The 20309-nt window shown below is 68.6% G+C and carries 18 protein-coding genes; 11 read left to right on the top strand and 7 right to left on the bottom strand.

Annotated elements, in window-relative coordinates; all coding sequences use genetic code 11:
- The first annotated feature begins 95 nt into the window (after window positions 1-95).
- Window positions 96-1643: a lysozyme inhibitor LprI family protein gene (locus VH569_RS22660; protein WP_423318107.1), complete on the top strand. Its 1548-nt coding sequence runs from the start codon at window positions 96-98 to the stop codon at window positions 1641-1643.
- A 122-nt stretch (window positions 1644-1765) separates the two neighbouring features.
- Window positions 1766-2224 (top strand): MarR family transcriptional regulator, encoded by a 459-nt coding sequence (locus VH569_RS22655; protein ID WP_109096634.1) that lies wholly within the window; start codon window positions 1766-1768, stop codon window positions 2222-2224.
- Window positions 2225-2264: 40 nt separating this feature from the next.
- On the opposite strand, the gene VH569_RS22650 is transcribed toward VH569_RS22655, so the two are convergent.
- Window positions 2265-3254: a 2-hydroxyacid dehydrogenase gene (locus VH569_RS22650; protein ID WP_174474226.1), complete on the bottom strand. Its 990-nt coding sequence runs from the start codon at window positions 3252-3254 to the stop codon at window positions 2265-2267.
- Between the two features lie 261 nt (window positions 3255-3515).
- On the opposite strand from VH569_RS22650, the gene VH569_RS22645 reads away from it, so the two are divergent.
- Together VH569_RS22645 and VH569_RS22640 are read left to right on the top strand one after the other, a co-directional pair.
- Window positions 3516-4049, top strand: coding sequence for an SH3 domain-containing protein (locus tag VH569_RS22645; protein WP_423318105.1), 534 nt, complete (start codon window positions 3516-3518; stop codon window positions 4047-4049).
- A gap of 108 nt (window positions 4050-4157) precedes the next feature.
- Entirely contained in the window at window positions 4158-5393 is a 1236-nt protein-coding gene (locus VH569_RS22640) for an argininosuccinate synthase (RefSeq protein ID WP_423318104.1), read from the top strand.
- 69 nt (window positions 5394-5462) lie between these two features.
- Here the strand turns inward: VH569_RS22640 and VH569_RS22635 are convergent, their stop codons facing one another.
- A complete protein-coding gene (locus tag VH569_RS22635; protein ID WP_423318102.1) occupies window positions 5463-7502 on the bottom strand; it encodes an elongation factor G in 2040 nt (679 codons plus the stop codon).
- Between the two features lie 628 nt (window positions 7503-8130).
- Here VH569_RS22635 and VH569_RS22630 point away from each other — a divergent pair.
- The 3 genes from VH569_RS22630 (at window position 8131) to VH569_RS22620 (ending at window position 11045) form a co-directional block, all read left to right on the top strand.
- Window positions 8131-8613 carry a cache domain-containing protein gene (locus tag VH569_RS22630; protein WP_395458983.1) on the top strand — a complete coding sequence of 161 codons (483 nt, stop codon included), beginning with the start codon at window positions 8131-8133 and terminating at the stop codon, window positions 8611-8613.
- A 116-nt stretch (window positions 8614-8729) separates the two neighbouring features.
- Window positions 8730-10391, top strand: a complete 1662-nt coding sequence (locus tag VH569_RS22625) for a methyl-accepting chemotaxis protein (protein ID WP_423318101.1) — start codon at window positions 8730-8732, stop codon at window positions 10389-10391.
- A 186-nt stretch (window positions 10392-10577) separates the two neighbouring features.
- Window positions 10578-11045, top strand: a complete 468-nt coding sequence (locus VH569_RS22620) for a Dps family protein (RefSeq protein ID WP_098738879.1) — start codon at window positions 10578-10580, stop codon at window positions 11043-11045.
- Window positions 11046-11160: 115 nt separating this feature from the next.
- On the opposite strand, the gene VH569_RS22615 is transcribed toward VH569_RS22620, so the two are convergent.
- Window positions 11161-12831, bottom strand: a complete 1671-nt coding sequence (locus tag VH569_RS22615) for a sensor histidine kinase (RefSeq protein WP_423318099.1) — start codon at window positions 12829-12831, stop codon at window positions 11161-11163.
- Between the two features lie 183 nt (window positions 12832-13014).
- Here VH569_RS22615 and mtnA point away from each other — a divergent pair, with 183 nt between their 5' ends.
- Window positions 13015-14106 (top strand): S-methyl-5-thioribose-1-phosphate isomerase, encoded by a 1092-nt coding sequence (gene mtnA / locus VH569_RS22610; protein WP_423318098.1) that lies wholly within the window; start codon window positions 13015-13017, stop codon window positions 14104-14106.
- Window positions 14107-14118: 12 nt separating this feature from the next.
- Here mtnA and VH569_RS22605 read toward each other — a convergent pair whose 3' ends face one another.
- Window positions 14119-14337 carry a hypothetical protein gene (locus VH569_RS22605; protein WP_423318096.1) on the bottom strand — a complete coding sequence of 73 codons (219 nt, stop codon included), beginning with the start codon at window positions 14335-14337 and terminating at the stop codon, window positions 14119-14121.
- A 150-nt stretch (window positions 14338-14487) separates the two neighbouring features.
- The gene (locus VH569_RS22600) at window positions 14488-14754 is read right to left on the bottom strand and encodes a hypothetical protein (protein WP_423318094.1); all 267 of its coding nucleotides are present in this window, start codon (window positions 14752-14754) and stop codon (window positions 14488-14490) included.
- Window positions 14755-15229: 475 nt separating this feature from the next.
- Here VH569_RS22600 and VH569_RS22595 point away from each other — a divergent pair, with 475 nt between their 5' ends.
- Window positions 15230-15481 (top strand): hypothetical protein, encoded by a 252-nt coding sequence (locus VH569_RS22595; protein WP_377808410.1) that lies wholly within the window; start codon window positions 15230-15232, stop codon window positions 15479-15481.
- Between the two features lie 70 nt (window positions 15482-15551).
- Here the strand turns inward: VH569_RS22595 and VH569_RS22590 are convergent, their stop codons facing one another.
- Together VH569_RS22590 and VH569_RS22585 are read right to left on the bottom strand one after the other, a co-directional pair.
- Window positions 15552-16337 carry a hypothetical protein gene (locus tag VH569_RS22590; RefSeq protein ID WP_423318092.1) on the bottom strand — a complete coding sequence of 262 codons (786 nt, stop codon included), beginning with the start codon at window positions 16335-16337 and terminating at the stop codon, window positions 15552-15554.
- A 70-nt stretch (window positions 16338-16407) separates the two neighbouring features.
- Window positions 16408-17550 carry a Do family serine endopeptidase gene (locus VH569_RS22585; RefSeq protein ID WP_423318091.1) on the bottom strand — a complete coding sequence of 381 codons (1143 nt, stop codon included), beginning with the start codon at window positions 17548-17550 and terminating at the stop codon, window positions 16408-16410.
- A 280-nt stretch (window positions 17551-17830) separates the two neighbouring features.
- On the opposite strand from VH569_RS22585, the gene VH569_RS22580 reads away from it, so the two are divergent.
- Both VH569_RS22580 and VH569_RS22575 read left to right on the top strand, forming a co-directional pair.
- Window positions 17831-18772 (top strand): hypothetical protein, encoded by a 942-nt coding sequence (locus VH569_RS22580; protein ID WP_423318089.1) that lies wholly within the window; start codon window positions 17831-17833, stop codon window positions 18770-18772.
- A gap of 6 nt (window positions 18773-18778) precedes the next feature.
- Window positions 18779-20053 (top strand): pentapeptide repeat-containing protein, encoded by a 1275-nt coding sequence (locus tag VH569_RS22575; protein WP_423318088.1) that lies wholly within the window; start codon window positions 18779-18781, stop codon window positions 20051-20053.
- Window positions 20054-20309: the final 256 nt, after the last annotated feature.

Raw genomic sequence — 20309 nt, 5'->3', positions numbered from 1 at the left:
GGAGGCAGAGGACAAGCCGCAACGGATTCCGTATCTTCCGCGAATCACAGTCCCAGGAAGGCATGATGGGCCGGGCAGAGAAAAACCGAGCGGTTATGGACAAGCGCAAAAACGGGAAGCCGTCCATCGGCGGCGCAATGCTGGCGGGGGCGGCGGCTGCGCTCTCGATCATGATCGTCGGCGGGGCCGCAAGGGCTGAGCCGTCCTTCGACTGCAAGGCGGCCTCCACGCCGGTGGAAAAGGCGATCTGCGCCGATCCCAAGCTGGCCGACGCCGACCGGGAGATCGCCGGCCTCTACAAGGCGTTGCAGGATTTGTCCGCAGCCGCCGACCGTGACCGGCTGCGGACGGAACAGCGGGCTTGGCTGGCGCAGCGCAACCAGTGTGCGACCGCCGCCACTCCCGGCTCCTGCCTCGGCCCGGTGCTGGATGCCCGGCGCACCGCTCTGTCCGACTCGATGCCGAAGGCGGTCGCCGCGATGTCCGCCATCGTCGACGGCATCGCTGGCGATCCGGCCGGCGCCGGCAAACGGCTTGGCGAAATCCGCGGCGGGCTGGGCAAGGGATGGAACGCCTACCTGCTGCGCTTCGGCCCCTCCCCCGACCGCGCGAAGGCGGAGGCGCTGCTGCGCGAGGCCATCGCCGGCATCGAGGATTCCTATGCCCGCGAGACGGCCTCCGGGGTCGATCTCGCCACCGACGACGGTTTCCTCACCGCTCTGCGCGTCGTCAGCGACGAGGTGGAGATGGCGTGGCCCTGTTCGGTGATGGAGAAGCGCGGAGCGGCGGCCTGGAAGGCGATGGAGCCGCTCTATGGCAGCAACCGCGACAATTTCGGCGCCTATCCCGCCTGCCCCGACGACAAGGCCCTGCTCGCTACCCCAGCCTGGAAGGCGGTTGACGACCTGCTCGCCCCGATGCTGGAGGCGGCCTCCAACCGCACCGGCACCATCCGCTTCGCCACCTACCGCCAGATGGGCATCGACCGCATGAAGTCGGCGGTCGATCCGCGCCTGTTCGTCGCCAATCAGGGAGCCGATCAGGGCGCCGATGCCCCGCAACTGCCCCAGCTGGTCAAGGATGCCTCCGGCTGGTCCAACCAGCGCTGGATCGCGTCCGGCTGGGACGACCGCCTGCGCAAGGCGGTGGACGGTGCGGTGACGGCCTGGACGCCGCAGATCGCCACCCGCTACGGCATCCCCGCCGCCGAAGCCCGCAAGATTGCCGAGGCGGTGGCCACACAAGGGCTGAATGGCAGCATCGGCCTGATCACCGACAATCTGGAGGTCCAGAAGGACACCCGCCTGCCGGACTGGCTGCGCGGCAGCTGGAGCTGGAGCGGCGGCGGGGCGGACAATGCGCCCTTCAACGCCCCCACCGGAAAGGCGCGCATCGACGAGACCAGCATCTGCGTCGGCAGCGAATGCACGGGTTACGATGTCGCCGGCCAGGGAGAAGACGCTTTCTTCGACCCCAAGGAGGTCCCCGGCGGGGTGAAGCCTGCCGCCAACGCCGCCAAGCAGGCGGTCAGCCTCGCCCCGGTGTCGGCCGGCGGCAGCCTGACCGTCGTTCCGCTCGCCGGCGGAAACCTGCTGGTCACCGGCACGGCCAAGCCGGTGGTGCTGAAGCGGGACGGAAAGTAGGCGGGCACCAGCGCCGTCCCTCTCCCGGGAACGCGAAAGTCTTGCCTGCATCGTTCGGGTAAGCGACACTTCGCGGCGCGTGCTGCGGTTGCGGAACCGCACGCGGCTTTCCGGGGGGAGGCATGGCACGGAACCTCAAGGCGCTCGGGTTGTGGCGCACCGCGCTGGTCGCCAGCGTCCGCAAGGACGCGCCGGACCTGTCGGCGCGGCAACTGGCGATCCTTCTCCAGGTTTATCTGACCGACCCGCCGCACACCGTGCGCGGTCTGGCGTCCCTGCTGAACATTTCCAAGCCGGCGGTGACCCGTGCACTCGACCGTCTGTCGGTCCTGGGCTTCGTCAAGCGCAAACGCGATGCCGAGGACAAGCGCAACGTGCTGGTCCAGCGCACCGTGAAGGGCAGCGTCTATCTGTCCGATTTCGCCGAGCTGGTGATCGCCGCCGGCGCCGTCGCACCGGAGGACATGGCCCGCATCCAAGCCGACGAGCAGCTGGCCGCCGCCGCCAAGGCAAGGCTGGAGGCGGAGCTGCAGGAGGTCCCGGCACGGGAGGCCGCCCCGCTGGAAGCCTCCGCGCCCTGACCGGCCCCTTCCCCCGTCCGAAGGGGAAGGGAACTGCGTCTTACAGCAGCGCTTCCAGGACGCGGTCGGGCGGGGCGTGGCCGTCGCTGAAGGTCTTGATGTTGATCACCACCTTCTCGCCCATGTCGATGCGGCCCTCGATGGTGGCGGAGCCCATGTGCGGCAGCAGGACGACATTGTCCAGCCGCAGCAGCTTCGGGTTGACCGCCGGCTCATGCTCGAACACGTCCAGACCGGCGCCGGCGATTTCGCCCTTCGACAGCATGCGGGTCAGCGCCACCTCGTCGATCACCTCGCCGCGCGAGGTGTTGACGATGTAGCAGTGCGGGCGCAGCAGCTTCAGCCGGCGTTCCGACAGCAGATGATAGGTGGCCGGCGTGTGCGGGCAGTTGATCGACACGATGTCCATCCGCGCCAGCATCTGGTCCAGGCTGGACCAGTAGGTCGCCTCCAGCTCCTGCTCCAGCTCCGGATGGACGCGGCGGCGGTTGTGGTAGTGGATCGACATGCCGAAGGCGCGCGCCCGCTTGGCCAGCGCCGAGCCGATGCGGCCCATGCCCAGGATGCCCAGCCGCTTGCCGCTGATGCGGTGGCCCAGCATGGTGGTCGGACCCCAGCCGGTCCACTGGCCGGAGCGGACCAGCCGCTCGCCCTCCGCCACGCGGCGCGCGGTGGCCAACAGCAGCGCCATGGTCATGTCGGCGGTGTCCTCGGTCAGGACGCCGGGGGTGTTGGTGACGACAATGCCGCGCTCGCGCGCTGCCTTCAGGTCGATGTGGTCGACGCCGGTGCCGAAGGAGGCGATCAGCCGCAGCTGCGGCCCGGCGGCCTCGATCAGCGCGCGGTCGATACGGTCGGTGACGGTGGGCACCAGCACCTCGGCGATGTTCATCGCGTCCTGCATCTGGGCAGGGGTGAGCGGCACGTCGTCCGGATTGAGCCGGGTGTCGAACAGCTCCATCATGCGCGTCTCGATGACGTCCGGCAGCTTGCGGGTGACGACAACGAGCGGCTTCTTCTTGTCGGTCATCGGTGCTGGTCCTCCCTTGCCCCGGCTGCCCGCATCTGAAGGTCTCGGCACGGGCTGCTCCGGTCCATGGTTGCCATACCAAGCGGTCGTTGGACTGTCCAGAAGTCCGTCGCGAAAGGCCACCCTGCGGCAAGCCGGCCGCACCGTCCGATGGGCACGGCATCGGGGGTGGCGGCGGGGTGGCGATGCTTGCCCTATCGAACGGGTGGTCTCTATAGTGCGGCCCGGTTTGCCCTCCCTTATCCCTGTTCCGGTGCCGCCATGCCTGTCCGCCGCTCCGTCCTCGCCGCTCTGGTCCTGATCGCGGGGTTGGGGGCGGGGCTTTTCGTGGGCGGCGGGAGCGCGGCGTTCGCCGCGGAGGGGAAGGACCCGACCCACGCGTCGGGCCTGCCGATCCCCCGCTTCGTCACCGTGCGCGTCGGCGAGGTGAACCTGCGCTCCGGCCCCAACGGCAGCTACCCCATCGAATGGGTGTTCAAGCGCAAGGACATGCCGGTGGAGATCATCCAGGAATTCGACACCTGGCGCCGCATCCGCGATTGGGAGGGGGCGGAAGGCTGGGTGCACCAGAGCGCGCTGTCGGGACGCCGCGGCGTGCTGATCGTCGGCCAGACCCGCGCGATCTATGAGGCGCCGCGCGGCGACGGCGCCGTGGTGGCGCGGGCAGAGCCCGGCGTCATCGGATCGCTGAAGAAGTGCCGCGACGAGTGGTGCGAGGTCGATGTGAAGGGCTATCGCGGCTGGATGAAGCGCGCCGATTTCTGGGGCACCTACCCCGGCGAGAAGATCGAGTAGCCGGTCCCAGTCATTCCCAGGGGCAGATCGGCGCCGGCAGGGCTTGAAGGCGGGCGGGAAAGGCCGTACGGTCGCGGCCTTACCTTTCTCTACTGCAAGAGCAGTCCCATGAGCGGCGCGTCCGGCAAACAGATCAAGAAAGTGGTGCTCGCCTATTCGGGCGGCCTCGACACCTCGGTCATCCTGAAGTGGCTTCAGGAGACCTACGCCTGCGAGGTGGTGACCTTCACCGCCGACCTCGGCCAGGGCGAGGAGTTGGAGCCCGCCCGCAAGAAGGCCGAGCTTCTGGGCATCAAGCCGGAAAACATCTTCATCGACGATCTGCGCGAAGAGTTCGTGCGCGATTTCGTCTTCCCGATGTTCCGCGCCAACACGCTCTACGAGGGCACCTACCTGCTCGGCACCTCGATCGCCCGGCCGCTGATCGCCAAGCGCCAGATCGAGATCGCCAACATGGTCGGCGCCGATGCCGTCGCCCATGGCGCCACCGGCAAGGGCAACGACCAGGTCCGCTTCGAGCTGGGCTATTACGCCCTGCGCCCGGACATCACGGTCATCGCGCCGTGGCGCGAATGGACCCTGAACAGCCGCACCACGCTGCTGGACTACGCCGAGAAGAACCAGATTCCGATCGCGAAGGACAAGCGCGGCGAGGCCCCCTACTCCACCGACGCCAACCTCCTGCACATCTCGTACGAGGGCAAGGCGCTGGAGGATCCGTGGGTCGAGCCGGACGAGGACATGTACACCCGCTCCGTCGCCCCGGAAAAGGCGCCGGACACCCCGACCTACATCGAGGTCGAGTTCAAGAACGGTGACGCGGTCGCCATCGACGGCAAGGCGCTGTCGCCGGCAGCCCTGCTGACCGAGCTGAACCGCCTGGGCGGCGAGAACGGCATCGGCCGCCTCGATCTGGTCGAGAACCGCTATGTCGGCATGAAGTCGCGCGGCGTCTACGAGACCCCGGGCGGCAGCATCCTGCTGGTGGCGCACCGCGCGATGGAGAGCATCACGCTCGACCGTGGCGCCGGCCACCTGAAGGACGAGCTGATGCCGCGCTACGCCGAGCTGATCTATTGCGGCTATTGGTGGAGCCCGGAGCGTCTGGCCATCCAGGCGCTGATCGACCAGACCCAGTCGCTGGTCAACGGCACCGTCCGTCTGAAGCTGTTCAAGGGCAACGTCACGGTCGTCGGCCGCCAGTCGCCCAACTCGCTGTACCGCATGGATTATGTGACCTTCGAGCAGGACAGCGTCTACAACCAGAAGGATGCGGAAGGCTTCATCAAGCTGAACGCGCTCCGCCTGCGTCTGGGCGCGATGGCCAAGCAGAAGATCGGGTAAGGCCAGAAGATCGGCTAATGAGGAACCGCTCCACCGCCCGCCAGCCGGGCGGTGGAGCGGTTCCTTCGTCTATTGTGCCGCCAGCATGTCGCGGCGGATTTCCACGGCCCGGTCGGCCGCCTTGCCGACCACCTCCTGAAGCCGTTCGAACTCGGCGCTGTAACTGCCGACGCCGAAGGTCAGCGACCGCAGTTCCACGATCAGATCCTGCATGTCGGCCTGGGGCATGCACGCCTTCACCTCGTCCCAGCCGGGCCAGCCCGGCCGCGCATCGAAGCCCAGCAGCTGGCCGCGCCGTCCGCTGACCAGACGCTGAACCTTCGGCGTGAAGGCGCTGGGGACTGCAATGGTGACGGTCAGGATCGGTTCCAGCAGCACCGGCTCGCAGGTCGGCAGGGCATCGGCCATCGCCTGCCGCGCCACCGTCTTGAAGGCCATGTCGGAACTGTCGACGGCATGGAACTGGCCGCCGGTCAACGCCACCGCGAAATCCACGACCGGAAAGCCCAGCGGCCCGCGCACCGCCGCGTCGCGCACGCCGGCCTCCACCGCCGGAATGTACTGGCGCGGCACGGCGCCGCCGACCACCGCATCCTCGAACTGGATGCCCGACCCACGCGGCAACGGCCGGATCTCGACATGGATGTCGGCGAACTGGCCATGGCCACCGGTCTGGCGCTTGAAGCGGGCATGGTGGCCGGTGCCCTTGCGGATCGTCTCCTTGTAGGGCACCTGCGGCGGCTGGCCCCTCACCGCGACGTTGAATCGGCTGCGCAGCCGGTCCATCGCCAGCTTCAGATGCACGTCGCCCTGGCCCCACAGCACCAGTTCGCCGGTCTCGGCCGACTGGTCGAGCGTCAGGGACGGGTCCTCCTCCCGCAGCTTCTGCAAGGCCGCGGACAGCTTCACCTCGTCATTGCGGTTCTCGGCGCGGAGCGCCAGCCCATGCACCGGCGGGGCGGCGGCCGGCCAGTCGGCGGGCGGGCCGAGATTGGCCTTCTCGGTCAACCGGTCGCCGGTCGCCGCCTTCTCCAGCCGGCCGAGGGCCACGAGATCGCCGGCGACGGCCTGCGGCACCTTGGTCTGGTCGCGGCCGAACTGCTGGAAGATGCCGGACACCCGTTCAGCCCCCAGCGTCATGCCGTCGGTGACGGTGCCGCGCCAGATGCGGGCGAGGCTGAGCTTCCCGGCATGGGACCCCATCATCGTCTTCACCACCTGCGCCGCCACCGCCGCGTCGGCCGGGATGCCGATGCGGGCCGCGGTGGTGGCAACCTCCGGCCCCTCGTGCCGCAGTGCCTTCAGCAGGCGGCGGACGCCGTTGTCGTTCTCCGCCGACCCGAAGAAGACCGGCACGATCAGGTCGTCGGCCAGTTCGTGCGCCAGCGTCTCGTACAGCTCGGCACTGTCGGGAGCCATGTCCTCCAGCAGCTTTTCCAGCAGGCCGTCGTCGAAATCGGCCGCCGATTCCAGCATCGCCTGCCGCGCCTCCGCCTCCCAGTCGCGGGCGCCATCGGGAAGGGCGACCAGGTCGGACGGCTTGTGCGGGTTGAAGCGCCAGGCACGCTCGCTGACCAGATCGACCAGCCCGGTGATCTGGCCGTTCTCGCGCAGCGGCACCTCGCGCAGCACCAGCTTGCGGGTCGAGACCTCCTGATAGGCGGCGACGACGTCGCGCACCCTGATATCGCCCAGCGTGTCGATCTTGTTGATGAACAGCAGATGCGGGATGCGGTGATCGTCCAGCACCTTGAACAGCGGGGCCAGCAGCACCGCCTTTTCCGGTGCGGCCTCCGCCACCACGATGGCGATGTCGGCGGCCATCAGCGCCGCCTGTGCCTCCCCCGCCAGTTCCACCGAACCGGGGCAGTCTAGGATCGACCAACGTTCCCCCAGATAATCGAAGGAGGCGACGTTCAGCTCGGTGCTCATCGACCGGGCCTTCGCCTCCGGCGAGTTGTCGCCCACGGCATTGCCGTCGCGCACGCTGCCCTTGCGGGTGACGGCCCCGGCGGCGAACAGCAGGCTTTCCAGCAGTGTCGTTTTGCCGGCGAGATAGGGGCCGACCAGCGCCGCGCAGCGCGCCGTCCGGATTTGCGTATGCGGCATTCACACCTCCCGTCGAAGCTTCGGGCTGTCGTGACCGGGGGACGGGGCCAGGGCGGGAAAGGGGCCGCCGGCGCCGGCCGCCGGGGCGGCCCGTTCGCGTGTGGCACTTCAGACTGGCACTTTAAAGAACTGGCACTTTTCCAGAAGATTGCGTCCGGATCGGGCGACGGGCGGCGACGGACGGGCGCTGGGAAAACGCATCGGGTCCGGAGCCGGCGGGGCGCCCGCATCGGACTTTCGATGCTCCACCCGAACGGCGCGGCTGTCGATGGAAAAAAGGGGCGGCAAACCGTCACGCGCGGGCTGTGGGAGGGACCAATGCGTTGATAAGCCGCATCGGCGCGCGAATGGCTTGTCCATACCCGCCCAGCCGCTCTCGCCGCACGGCCAATACGTTCAAATGCAAGGCGATACCGCCGGAGAGTGCACCTGCCGGCTATTCATTTGCAATATTGCTATGTTGCAATGCAATATGATCGCATAGAAATGCAGCGGACAAACGCATGAAACCTTCTGATAGTAGCCTTTCGGGAAAATGGCCGCACGCGAAGGCGATGACGGCCGGATAAAACATGTCAGGGGCGTCCGGCGTCTGCCGGCCGTCCCGCATTTCTTGGGGAAAAAGCACATGCGCCTGTGGTTTCGTTTGCTGGCGGTCGCCCTGATTGCCGTCGGGACTGCCGTTTCCGCCCCGCTGTCCAGCCCGGCCGTCGCCGAGCAGGCCAAGCCGACGCAGGAGGACGCGAAGTCCATCACACTGAAGGCGGTGGACCTGATCGCCGCCCAGGGCCTGGACGAGGCCGCCAAGGCGTTCAACGCCGACGGTCCGTACAAGCACGGTGAGATCTACGTCAACGTCATCGATTTCGCCGGCGTGTGGAAAGTCTACCCGCCGCGTCCGGCCGGCGTCGGCCAGAGCGTCATCAACGTCAAGGACCCGGACGGCCGCTTCATCGTCCAGGACGTGCTGGCCGTCGCCAAGGACAAGAGCGAGGGCTGGGTCGAGTATCGCTGGCTGAACCCCGCCAGCAATAGGATCGAACCGAAGATCACCTACGTGAAGCGCGTGCCGGGCCAGGAACTGGTCGCCTATGTCGGCATCTACAAGTGACGGCTCCTGCATAGGGCGGTGACCGGCGGGTAGGGCCGTTGGAGGCGGAACTGTTGGGGGTGAGCATGAGCGGCGGTGTCTTTGCGCGTCTGTCCGGCCTGTCTGTGGCAGGCCGTGTGTTCGCAGCCCCCCTGATGGGGATCGTCCTGACGGTGGCGGCGCTGGTGCTGGCCGACCGGCAGTCGGAACAGGCCCTGGGCGCCGTGGACGCCATCCACCGCGAGGCGGCGGAGCAGTTGGGCCGCATAGACCGGCTGGTCGCCATCGCCTACGTCATCCACAGCGACGTGTCCCGGCATCTGGCCCTGTCGGGGTCCGGGATCGAAGAGAAGAAGCTCCAGGCCATGCGCGACGCCATCGCCGCCAACCTGGGCAGGGCGCGCGCCGCCATTGCCGAACTGCGGGCCATGCCGCTGATCGAGGCGGAGCGGACGATGCTGGACGAAGTGTCGGTGCGGATCGGCGCCTATGCCAAGGCGGTGGACGAGATGAACCAGATGGCGGCCATCGACCGCCTGATCGGCATCCCGATGATGGCCCACTCCGACGACCAGTTCGCCGCCCTGACCGCCAAGGTGATGGAGACGCAGGCGGCCATCGGCCGCTCCACCGCCGCCGCCACCCAGGCCACCCGCGATGCCGCCGCATCGGCCCGCCGCGACTTCGCCCTGGTGATGGGCGGGCTGCTGCTGGCGATGATGGCGGCCGGGCTGCTGCTCGCCCGCTCCATCACCCGCCCCTTGCGGCGGCTGGCGAGCAACACGGCCGATCTGGCCGCCGGACAGCTCGGCACCGTGGTCGAAGGCGGCTGGATGCGCAACGAGATCGGTGCCATGGCCCGCGCGCTGGAGGTGTTTCAGACCAACGCCCGCGAGGTGGAGCGGCTGACCGCCGACCAGCAGCGCCAGAAGGCGGACGCCGAGGCGGAGAAACGCCGCGCCATCCAGGAGCTGGCCGACCTGTTCGAAGTCCGGGTGGCGGAGGTGGTTCAGCTGGTCGGTTCCGGCGCCCATCAGGTGCGCAGCAACGCCGCCGGCATGCTGGAGCGCGCCAACAGCACCAACCGGCAGGCCGCCACCGTCGCCGCCGCCAGCGCCCAGGCGGGCATCAGCGTCCAGACCGCCGCCGCCGCGACGGAGGAGATGTCGGCTTCCATCGCCGAGATCGGCGATCAGGTTCGCCGGTCCTTCGACATGGTGCGCGGCGCGGTGCGGGCGGTTGAGGAGACCAACGCCCATGTCGTCGGACTGTCCGACGCCGCCCACCGCATCGGCGAGATCGTCGGCCTGATCAACTCCATCGCCGCCCAGACCAACCTGCTGGCGCTGAATGCGACCATTGAGGCGGCGCGGGCGGGCGAGGCCGGCAAGGGCTTCGCCGTGGTGGCGAGCGAGGTGAAGAACCTCGCCACCCAGACCGCCAAGGCCACCGAGGAGATCGGCGCCCAGATCGCCACCATGCAGGGCGTGACCGGAGCCGCCGTCACCGCGATCAAGGGGGTGGGCGAAACGGTGGTCGGCATCGACGAGATCGTCGGCTCCATCGCCGGGGCCATGGAACAGCAGGCCGCCGCCACCCAGGAGATCACCCGCAACGTGCAGGAGGCCGCCGCCGGCACCACCGAGGTCTCGCACACCATCGCCACCGTCTCCGCCAGCGCCGGGGAAACCGGCACCGCCGCCGGCGAGGTGCTGCGCGCCGCGGAACTGCTGGACGGCCAGGCGGTGACGCTGAACCGCGAGGTAACGAACTTCATCGGCCGGCTTCGGGCGGGCTGACGGGAGCGGACGAAGAGGACGGCATGGGTCCTGGGGTTCATCGCATGCCCGCGAAGTTTGGTCGCATCGGACTTGAAACGATCCGCCTGCGCCCAAGCTCTTGTCCCGGGGCCGCGGGGGCTGAGGCCGGTTACGGCCGCGCTAGAGCCGGGGTATGATGCAGGACCCAACAACAAGGATCGAAGCATGAAGATCGACATCGGGATCTCGGACGCAGACCGCAAATCCATCGCCGAAGGGCTGAACAAGGTTCTGGCCGACACCTTCGCGCTCTACATCAAGACCCATTCGTTCCACTGGAACGTCACCGGTCCGATGTTCAACACGCTCCACACCATGTTCATGACCCAGTATACGGAGCTGTGGACCGCGCTGGACGAGATCGCCGAGCGTATCCGCGCCCTGGGCTATCCGGCGCCGGGCAGCTTCTCGCAGTTCGCGCAGCTGGCCTCGATCAAGGAAGAGGCGGGCGTTCCCAAGGCGAACGACATGATCCGCCAGCTGGTCGAAGGCCACGAGGCCGCCGCCCGCACCATCCGCGGCGTCTTCCCGCTGGCCGAGCAGGGCAGCGACGAGCCGACCGCCGACCTGCTGACCCAGCGCCTGCAAATCCACGACAAGACCGCCTGGATGCTACGCAGCATGCTGGAGTAGTCACCGCACCGGCCGCCCTGCGGTCGGCCGCACAGGGTCAGGGCCTCCCCGTCCGGCAGGATGGGGAGGCCCTTTCCGTTTTCAGTCCGGTCCCTTTCCTTACGCCGCTGATTCCTTACGCCGCTGACTTGGCGTGCTGGCGGACCGGCAGGTTGGGAATGGTCAGGGTGAAGATGGTGCCGCCGTCGCGCTCGATCTTCAGCGTGGCGCCGGCCTGGTGCGACAGCGCCTGCACCAGATTAAGGCCGAGCCCGCTGCTGGCGCCGCCGCGGCTTGGGCGCTTGTGCTGGCTCGGCATGCCGGCGGGCAGCCCGACGCCGTTGTCGCGCACGATCAGCCGCATGCCGTTTTCCTCGCGCTCCAGCAGCACGCGCACCGTTCCCGGATGACCATGCGGGAAGGCGTGCAGCAGGGCGTTGGACACCAGCTCGCTGGTGGCGATGGCCAGCGGCGTGGCGCGGTCGGCATCGACGATCCAGTCCTGCGCCTCCAGCTCCAACCGGGCGGCCGTCGGATTGTCGGAACGGACCAGCCCGTCGCACATCTGGCGCAGCGCGTCGGCAAAGTTGATGTGCGCCGGCTCGGCCGAACGGTGGAGCAGCTCGTGCAGCAGGCTCATGGTCTGGATGCGGCGCAGGCTCTCGTCGAAGCCGCGCCGCGCCCTCTCGTCGATGCGGGCGGCTTGCAGGCGCAGCAGGCTGCAAATGACCTGAAGGTTGTTCTTCACCCGGTGCTGAACCTCCTTCAGCAGGACCTCCTTGTCGGTCACCGCCGCTTCCAGCTGGGCGTTGGCCCGCTCCAGCTGGGCGGTGCGCTGATGGACGTTCTCCTCCAGCGTGTCGTAGGCGTGTTGCAGGGCGTCCTCGGCCTCGCGCTCCTTCCGGGCGCGCTGGATGGCGAGCGCGCCGATCACCGCCACCGTCGCGCAGGCCGCGGCGGCGAAGGCGGCGTAAATCCACAGCCGCTCGCTCCAGCGCCGCAGGACGCTTTCGGTGGTGATGGTCACCGCGGCCGACAGGCCGGTGTCGCCGATCGGACGGGTCACGGTGATGTCGTCGGCGTGGCTGGCGGCTTCATCCCCGGGATTGCCGCCCGTGGTACCGCCGCCCTCCGGCTCGCGCAGCAGCGGCGTTCCATCCGGCAGCATGATGGAGATGCTGTGGCCGTAGCCGACGTCGAGCGAGCGGTAGACATCGCGGAAGGCCCGCGCGTCGAGCCCCGCCACCGCCCAGCCGCGCGGCGCGGCACCGGAACCGCTGGCGGCCGTACCGCCCGGCAGAGGCTGCGCCAGGACAACCACCGCGCGCCTGCCCATCCGGCCGCTGCCGATGGTCATGCCATTCGGCTTCAGCGCCGTCATGCCGGCGCCGGGCGCTGCGTCCGGCAGACTCGACAGCCGCAGGGCGCCCGCAGCATCGCGGATCTCCAGCCCGACCACATGGGGAGCGCTGGCCGCCAGCAGGGCCATGCGATCGCGGGTCGCCACATCGTCGGGCAGCAGCGTGCCGGCCTGACCGGCCAAGGTCGCCGTCTGGGTCAGCAGCAGGTCGCCCGACTCGATCAGCCGGGCGGCATGCTCCGCCGCCAGCAGCCCGATGTTGCCGGCGACGCCGGTCGCCTGCTGGACCGCCTCGTTGCGGTCGCGCCAGGCGAAGACGGCCGACAGCCCGATGGTCAGCAGAACCGCGGCGGTGCAGGCGATCAGGACCAGCGCCGAACCGGGCAGCCGGTAGAGCGGAGAGGATTGGGAACGCAGCGCGCGCAACGGCATCGTGTCGGAAACCATCTGGAGATACGGCCACTTCATTCTTAGCCGGAAACGGTAACACCGCCCGGCGGGTGACGGTTCCGCCGAACGCTACCCGTGTTGAAGCGGCAGCGGCCACCACCTATTGTGGGGTGCCGACAAAGTCATCCCGCGTTGGTAAGGACTTGGCAAGACTCCAGCAGGCATGGGGAGGATAGTTTTATGCGGATCGACGGGACGGCCTATCGCACCATCTGGCCGGACGGCGAGGGTGTCGTCGCCATCATCGACCAGACCAAGCTGCCGCACGACTTCGCCGTCGTCCGCCTGACCAGCCTGGAGGAGGCCGCCCACGCCATCCGCGCCATGCTGGTGCGCGGCGCCCCGCTGATCGGTGCGGCGGCTGCCTATGGCGTGGCGCTGGCCCTGCGAACCGAGGCCAGCGACCATGGGCTGGAACAGGCCTGCACCACCCTGCTGGCGACCCGCCCGACCGCCGTCAACCTGCGCTGGGCGCTGGAACGCATGCGCCGCCGGCTGGCACCCCTGCCCGCGTCGCAGCGCATCGGCGCCGCCGAGGCGGAGGCTGCGGCCATCGCCGACGAGGATGTGGAGATCAACCGCTCCATCGGCCTGCACGGCGCGGCATTGATCCGCGCCGCGGCGGCACGCAAGGCACCGGGGGAACCGGTCAACGTGCTGACCCACTGCAACGCCGGCTGGCTCGCCACCGTCGATTGGGGAACGGCGCTCGCCCCGGTCTATGCCGCCTTCGAACAGGGCATTCCGCTGCATGTCTGGGTGGACGAGACGAGGCCGCGCAACCAGGGCGCCAGCCTGACCGCCTGGGAATTGCAGCAGCATGGCGTTCCCCACACCGTGATCGCCGACAATGTCGGCGGCCACCTGATGCAGCATGGCAAGGTCGATCTGTGCATCGTCGGCACCGACCGCACCACCGCGACCGGCGACGTCTGCAACAAGATCGGCACCTATCTGAAGGCGCTGGCCGCCCACGACAACGGCGTGCCCTTCTATGTCGGGCTGCCCTCGCCGACCATCGACTGGACCATCGCCGACGGTGTGCGGGAGATTCCCATCGAGGAGCGCGACGGCCGTGAGGTGAGCGAGTTGACCGGCCGCACCGCCGATGGCCGGATCGAGACGGTGCGCGTCACCCCCGACGGCAGCCCGGTGGCGAATTACGCCTTCGACGTCACGCCGGCAAGGCTGGTGACCGGCTTGATCACCGAACGCGGCGTCTGCGCCGCCTCACGCGAAGGGCTGCTGGGGCTGTTTCCGGAGCGGGGGTGAGGGGCGATGGGATCAGGGGCGGCGGTTGGACAGCAGCCGCCGCAGCAGCGGCCACCCCAACTGGCGCGGCCCGTCTTCCGCATTCTTGGCATCAAGCCACTGATCGGCCAATTCACGGACCTGCCAGTCACCGAGATAACGGTCGCAGTCGATGGCGGTATAGAGTCGAACCCGCTCTTTTCCCAGCCTTTCGAAATAGGCAAGCGCTCTTTGGCGGTCGATGTCTTCCATAGGCCCCAATGAAACGGAGATTGCGGGACGGCCGGTTCTGACCTTTGCCGATCCTCCGGATATTGGGAGCAGCCTGCCGCCGATGCAACTGTCCGTTCGTCGTTGTTCCATCCCCCGGAAGGTGAATGGACCGTCCCCATCGGTGGCCGGCTAGCGGCGGCCGGGGTCTAAGCAGTCGGTGTCGAGACGGCCGGTGTGCACGACATCGGCGGACAGCGGAATGCCGGCCCGCGCGGCAGCCTGCTCCAGCGAAGCGCGGTCGGACCAAAAGAGCCGTCCACCAATCTCCGCCAAGACGCCCCGCTGCCGGATCACCCACAGGCCGCTGAACGCCATCTCGACGATCCGCCCCATCGGAGAGTCGGATGGCGAGCGGAGCGGCCGGTTCCTGTCTAAGTCGCTATCGTCGATTGTCATCTCTGGTCTTCCCAGTGTCGGCCTTTCGGCATTGGGCGTCTGCACACCCGCAGCCGGAGCCGATCTCTGTCTTCCCCAAGGGGTAATGGATGAGGTCCTAAAGGGTTTCCCAGCCAAATCACAAGAAGTTTTCATCGAAAAATTTCAAACTATTTGTAAACGCCCATACACAATTTATGTGGTCTTACCACACCATTTGGTAACCATAATACGAATAGCGTTATTTCTGGTGCCGCACACCGGAATTGGCGTACACGCTGCGCCGCATTGTCCATGCCGCACATCCGCCCAACCTTCCGTACCGGCTGCAATCCAAAAGGAGTGGGGCACCGCGAGCGGATCAGTCCGATACCCCTAAATGGTCACAGCAAGGACCGGCGCCACTCACCAAACATAAGCTTGACCGCCTGTTCCCGGCCTGACGGCAGGGTGGCGGTCGGTTTATCGACGTGCCTGTGTTCGAAGGAAGAGACCGATGAAGACCACCATGCGGACATTCACCACCGGGGCGATGGCGCTGCTGATCGGCGCGACCCTGCTCGGCGGCTGTTCGAACCTGAACCATCGCGAGAACCGCGCGCTGACCGGCGGCGCCATCGGTGCGGCCGGCGGTGCGGCCATCGGTGCCGTCACCGGCGGCAGCGCCGTCTATGGCGGATTGCTGGGCGGTGCCGCCGGCGCGGCGGTCGGCGCCTTGACGGCGGACGAGGGCAGGCATCGGCGCTGAACGCCCAGGGGTTGCTCCAGGGGATGCCGAGGGGGGCGGGACGGTCGATCCGGCCCCTCCCCTCCCCTTCCTACTCCTCCTCGTCGTCCTCGAACTGGTCGAGGCTGAGGGAGCGGACCTCGGTGCTCGGGTTCGGGGCCGGCGGGGCGGCCGGCGGCATGCCGCTCGGACGGGCGGCGGCCAAGCGATCGGCAGACGGGCGGGCGGCGGCACGGCCGGGCGGCAGATGGGCGTTGGGGCCCTTCAGCGGACTGTTCAGCGTGCCGCGCGGGCCGATGCTGGGTTCGTCGCCGAAATCGGGTAGCGGCGGGATGCGGTCCATCACCCGCCGGATCAGGGCAGCGATGCGGTCGGCCTCGGCGCGCAGGGCCTGCCCGCGCTCCCCTTCATAGAGCGGGTCGTCCAGGAACTTGCGGATTTCCAGGACACCGCGCAGTTCCACCCCGCACATCTCATGGGTGCCGATGGGCAGGGCCTTCACCCGCGCGAAGCTGGCGAAGAAGGCGGCGCTGCCCTCCACGAACTGGACCACCATGCGGGCGTGCAGACGCTCCAGCGCGGTGGTCATGGGGTCGATCAGATCCTCCATCTCCTCCGGCGCCGCGTCCAGCCGCTCCTGGGTCAGGGCGGCCAGCGCGAAGAAGTCACGCACCCGCCGGCTGAAACGGCGATAGCGGGCCAGCCCGCCGACCGACACCCGCTCGCGCGCCGTCTGGGCCAGTTCGGCCGACTGCTTCAGCATGGCGTCGAGCCGCATCAGCAGCGTCGCGATCTCGCGCTGCCGCTGGGCCGCGCTGCGGCCGGGCGTGGGCGCCGGCGGAGCGGCCGGGCGGCGGGGAGGGTTCGAACGCATCATGCCGGTACGGGGTGGCTCCTCGACGGTCCATTCACTTTGGCCAACGTTGGGGGGCAACGCTGGGGTGGAGTCAACGCTGGGTTCGGACGGTGACCGACTTTTGCCCGCCCTCGCGCATCACCGTCAACTGCACCGGCGTGCCGACGCGCAGAAGGCCGATGCGGTTGCGGAAATCGGTGGCGCTGCGCACCGGCCGCCCATCGACCGCGATCACCACGTCGCCGCTGCGCAGACCGCCGCTGTCGGCCGGCGATCCGCGCTCGATCTTGGCGATCAGCGCGCCTTCGTCGCCCTTCAGGCTCATGCTTTCCGCAAGGTCGGGCGTCAGGTCCTGGATGGCGACGCCCAGCCGGCCGCGCCGCACCTCGCCATATTCGCGCAGCTGTTCCACCACCGACCGGACGATGCTGACCGGCACCGCGAAGCCGATGCCGACCGAGCCGCCGGCCGGGCCGATGATGGCGGTGTTGATGCCGATCAGCTCTCCCTGGAAATTGACCAGGGCGCCGCCGGAATTGCCCGGGTTGATCGAGGCGTCGGTCTGGATGAAGTCCTCGTACCCTTCGATCTTCAACCCGCTGCGGCCCATTGCCGAGACGATGCCGGAGGTCACCGTCTGCCCGAGTCCGAACGGGTTGCCGATGGCCACGACGAAATCGCCGACCTTGGTGCGGTCCGAGTCGCCGATGGACAGCGCGGCCAGCCCGTCGGCCTTGATCTGCAAAAGCGCGATGTCGGTGGCGGCGTCGCGGCCGATCAGCTTGGCGCGCAGGCGGCGGCGGTCCTTCAGGGTGACCGCGATCTCCTGCGCGTTCTCCACCACATGGTTGTTGGTGACGACGTAGCCGTTGCGGGCATCGATGATCACGCCCGACCCGGCGCTGACCTGCGGCTTGGACTGCGGCATCTGGTCGGGCAGGTTGAAGAAGCGGCGGAAGAACGGGTCGCGCAGCAGCGGGTTTTCGGCCTGGGGCGCCTGGCTCAGCACCGAGATGTTCACCACGGCCGGTGTCACCTGCTCCAGCATCGGGGCGATGGTGCCGCCGCCGACCGCACCCAGCGGCAGCGCCGCTTCGGCCGGCGAGGCGCCGAGGCCGATGGCGGAACCGATCCGGCCCAGCGCCGAGTCGGCCGGTGCCACCAGCGCGCCGCCGGTCAGCGCCGCGATCCCGACCGCCGCCGCAAACATCACCGGACGCACCGCCATCTTCATGGACTGTTCCTTTCCTGCTGGGAATTTCTAAGGCGAGATGGCCATCGATCGGGCTGATTTGGGATAAAAACGAAGTCTGTTCAAGCCTGTCGGCCGTCCGACGGCGTTCAGAGCCGAGCCGGCCTCCATGGCCGTACCCTGTCCGCCAAATCCGCTGCATCGATGATAACGTGGTGGCGTCGGAAACTCCCGGTAAAGAAATACGGTGGTATAGGACGACGGTCGGCGCGGCCCCGGAGATGCCGGGAAGGCGCGGCTGTCGAGGAACGGGTTGAGCGCTATGAGCGGCGGGTCACTGCTCGAACTGACCGAGCAAGAGTATCTGCAGATGGAAGAGGCCCTGTCGCAGACCGCGCGGGGGCGGGCCTTCCTGCGCATGCGCGACCGGCGCAGCCGCGTCGTCGCCTCCGACGAGTTCCACCGGCTGGTGGACAAGCTGGGCACCCAGGTCGACCGGCTGAGCGGCACATCGTCCAGCGCCTTCACCGCCTTCGCCCCTGGCGAGGATCCGCGGATCCAGCAGGAACTGACTGCCATCACCCAGGTGGTGCGCGAGGCACGCAGCGACATCGCGGCCCTGAAGGCGACCGACACCGGGTCCAACCGCATCGAGGCGGCGACCGGCGAACTGGACGAGATCGTCGCCGCCACCGAACGCGCCACCACCGACATCCTGAACGCGACGGAGAAGATTCAGGAAATCACCATGTCGATCCCGCGCGACGACGCCGATCTGGCCGAACGGATCGATGCGGTCGAGGCGTGGTGCATCGAGATCATGACCGCCTGCTCCTTCCAGGACATCACCGGCCAGCGCACCACCAAGGTCGTCAACACGCTGCGCTACATCGAAGAGCGCGTGAACACGATGATCGAGATCTGGGGCGTCGAGCGGCTGGCCGTCGACCCCCAGCAGCATGCCTCGGGCGAGGTGTCCTCGCACCGCAAGCTGGGCGACACCCGGCCGGACGCGCATCTGCTGAACGGACCGCAGCTGGGCGGGCCGGAGGTCAGCCAGGACGCCATCGACGCGCTGTTCGACAGCGTGCCGGGGATTGCGGAGCGGGCCGAGCCGCTGCCGGCCGATGTGGAGCCCTCCCCGCCACCCCCGCCACCCCCGCCCCCGCCTCCTGTCGCGAAGCCGGCTCCGCCGCCCCCTCCGGCTGCCGATCCGGGCGGTGGCGGGATCTCGCAGGCCGACATCGACGCCCTGTTCGCGTGACCGGCCATGGCGCAAGACGGCAAATCCCGCATCCGCCTGACCCAGGACCAGCTCGACCGTGTGTGCGAGCGTCATGTCCGATTCGCCGAAGGGCGTCCGAACGGCGCCCGCGCCAATCTGCCCTTCTTCGACCTGTCCGGCCTGTCGCTGGCCGGCCGTAACCTGACGGGCGCCCATCTGGCCGGCGCCATCCTGCGCGACGCCGACCTGCGCGGCACCGTGCTGGACCATGCCGACCTGTATGGCGCCGACCTGCGCGGGGCCGACCTGTCGGAGGCGCGGCTGTTCCGCACCGACATGCGCGGCGCCAACGTGCGCGGCGCCAAGCTCGACGGCGCCACCATGGTGGAGGTCGACCTGCGCGACGGCAGCATGGTCAACCGCAACAGCGCCGGCGAACTGAAGGTGGTGGGTTTCGACCCCGGTCCCGCCGACATGGCATCGGCCCGCCTGACCAACGCCGACATGGCGCGGGCCAAGCTGTCGGGCAGCTTCGCCCAGGCGGCCGACTTCACCAACACCCGGCTGTCCGGCGCCCGGCTGGACCGCACCGACCTGCGCGGGGCCAACTTCTCCGGTGCCGATCTGCGCGGGGCCGACCTCAACGGCTCCGACCTGCGCGGCGCCATCCTGGAGGGGGCGAGCCTGGACGCCGGCGGTCTGGAACAGGCGATCCGCACTGACGAGCAGGCCGTTGCTGCCCGGCAGGCGCCGCTCCAGGCCGCGGCGACGGAGCCCGAACCGGAGGAATCCGTCGCAGACGAACTGCCGGCCCTGCCGGTGGACCAGCTGGACAGCATGCTGCGCCAGCACATGATCTGGCTGGGCACCAGCGGCAAGCAGGGCTGCCAGCTCGACCTGACCGGGCTGAACCTGGAAGGGGCGGACCTGACGGGCAAGATCCTGACGCTTGCCAAAGGCAGCGGCGCCCGGCTGCGCCACGCCCGGCTGAACGGCGCCCAGCTGCAGGCCGCCCAGTTCGACGGTGCTGACCTGCGGTCCGCCGATCTCAGCCGCGCCGACCTGCGCGGGGTGAAGCTGGACCGCGCCATCCTGATCGACAGCCGGCTGGACGGCGCCAATCTGGGCATGCTGCTGGTCAGCGCCGGGGCCAAGGTGATGCGCGCATCGCTGGTGCGGGCACGGCTGGCCGGCGCCTCGCTGACCGAGACCAACCTGAAGGGCAGCGACCTGACCCTGGCCGACCTGACCGGCTGCGACCGCTCGTCGGCGGTGCTGGAGGGCGCCATCCTGGAAGGAACGCGGCTGAGCGGAATCTGAGCCGGTGCCCGGGTTTTCTTTCGCGAAGCCGTTGATTGCTTTCAAATTTCCGTCACGATCCATGCCGGAGATTGCCGCCACGCTCCTCGGAGTGAGCAGGTTCTTTGGTGGCAAAACACCTTCCACCGTTCGGAAAAACGATTGTGTCGTAACGGCTTAGCACCGCGGGTGGGGCTTGACGCCTTATTCGCCCGGTGGCACGCTGCTGTCCAAGCGCGGCGCAATCCGACCTAATGTGCCCGCATCTAATGGGGGA

The organism is Azospirillum sp. 11R-A (assembly GCF_049472615.1).
Classification (GTDB): domain Bacteria; phylum Pseudomonadota; class Alphaproteobacteria; order Azospirillales; family Azospirillaceae; genus Azospirillum; species Azospirillum palustre.
The sequence above is the reverse complement of the archived record's forward strand: the minus strand, read 5'-3'. Positions and strand labels throughout refer to the sequence as shown.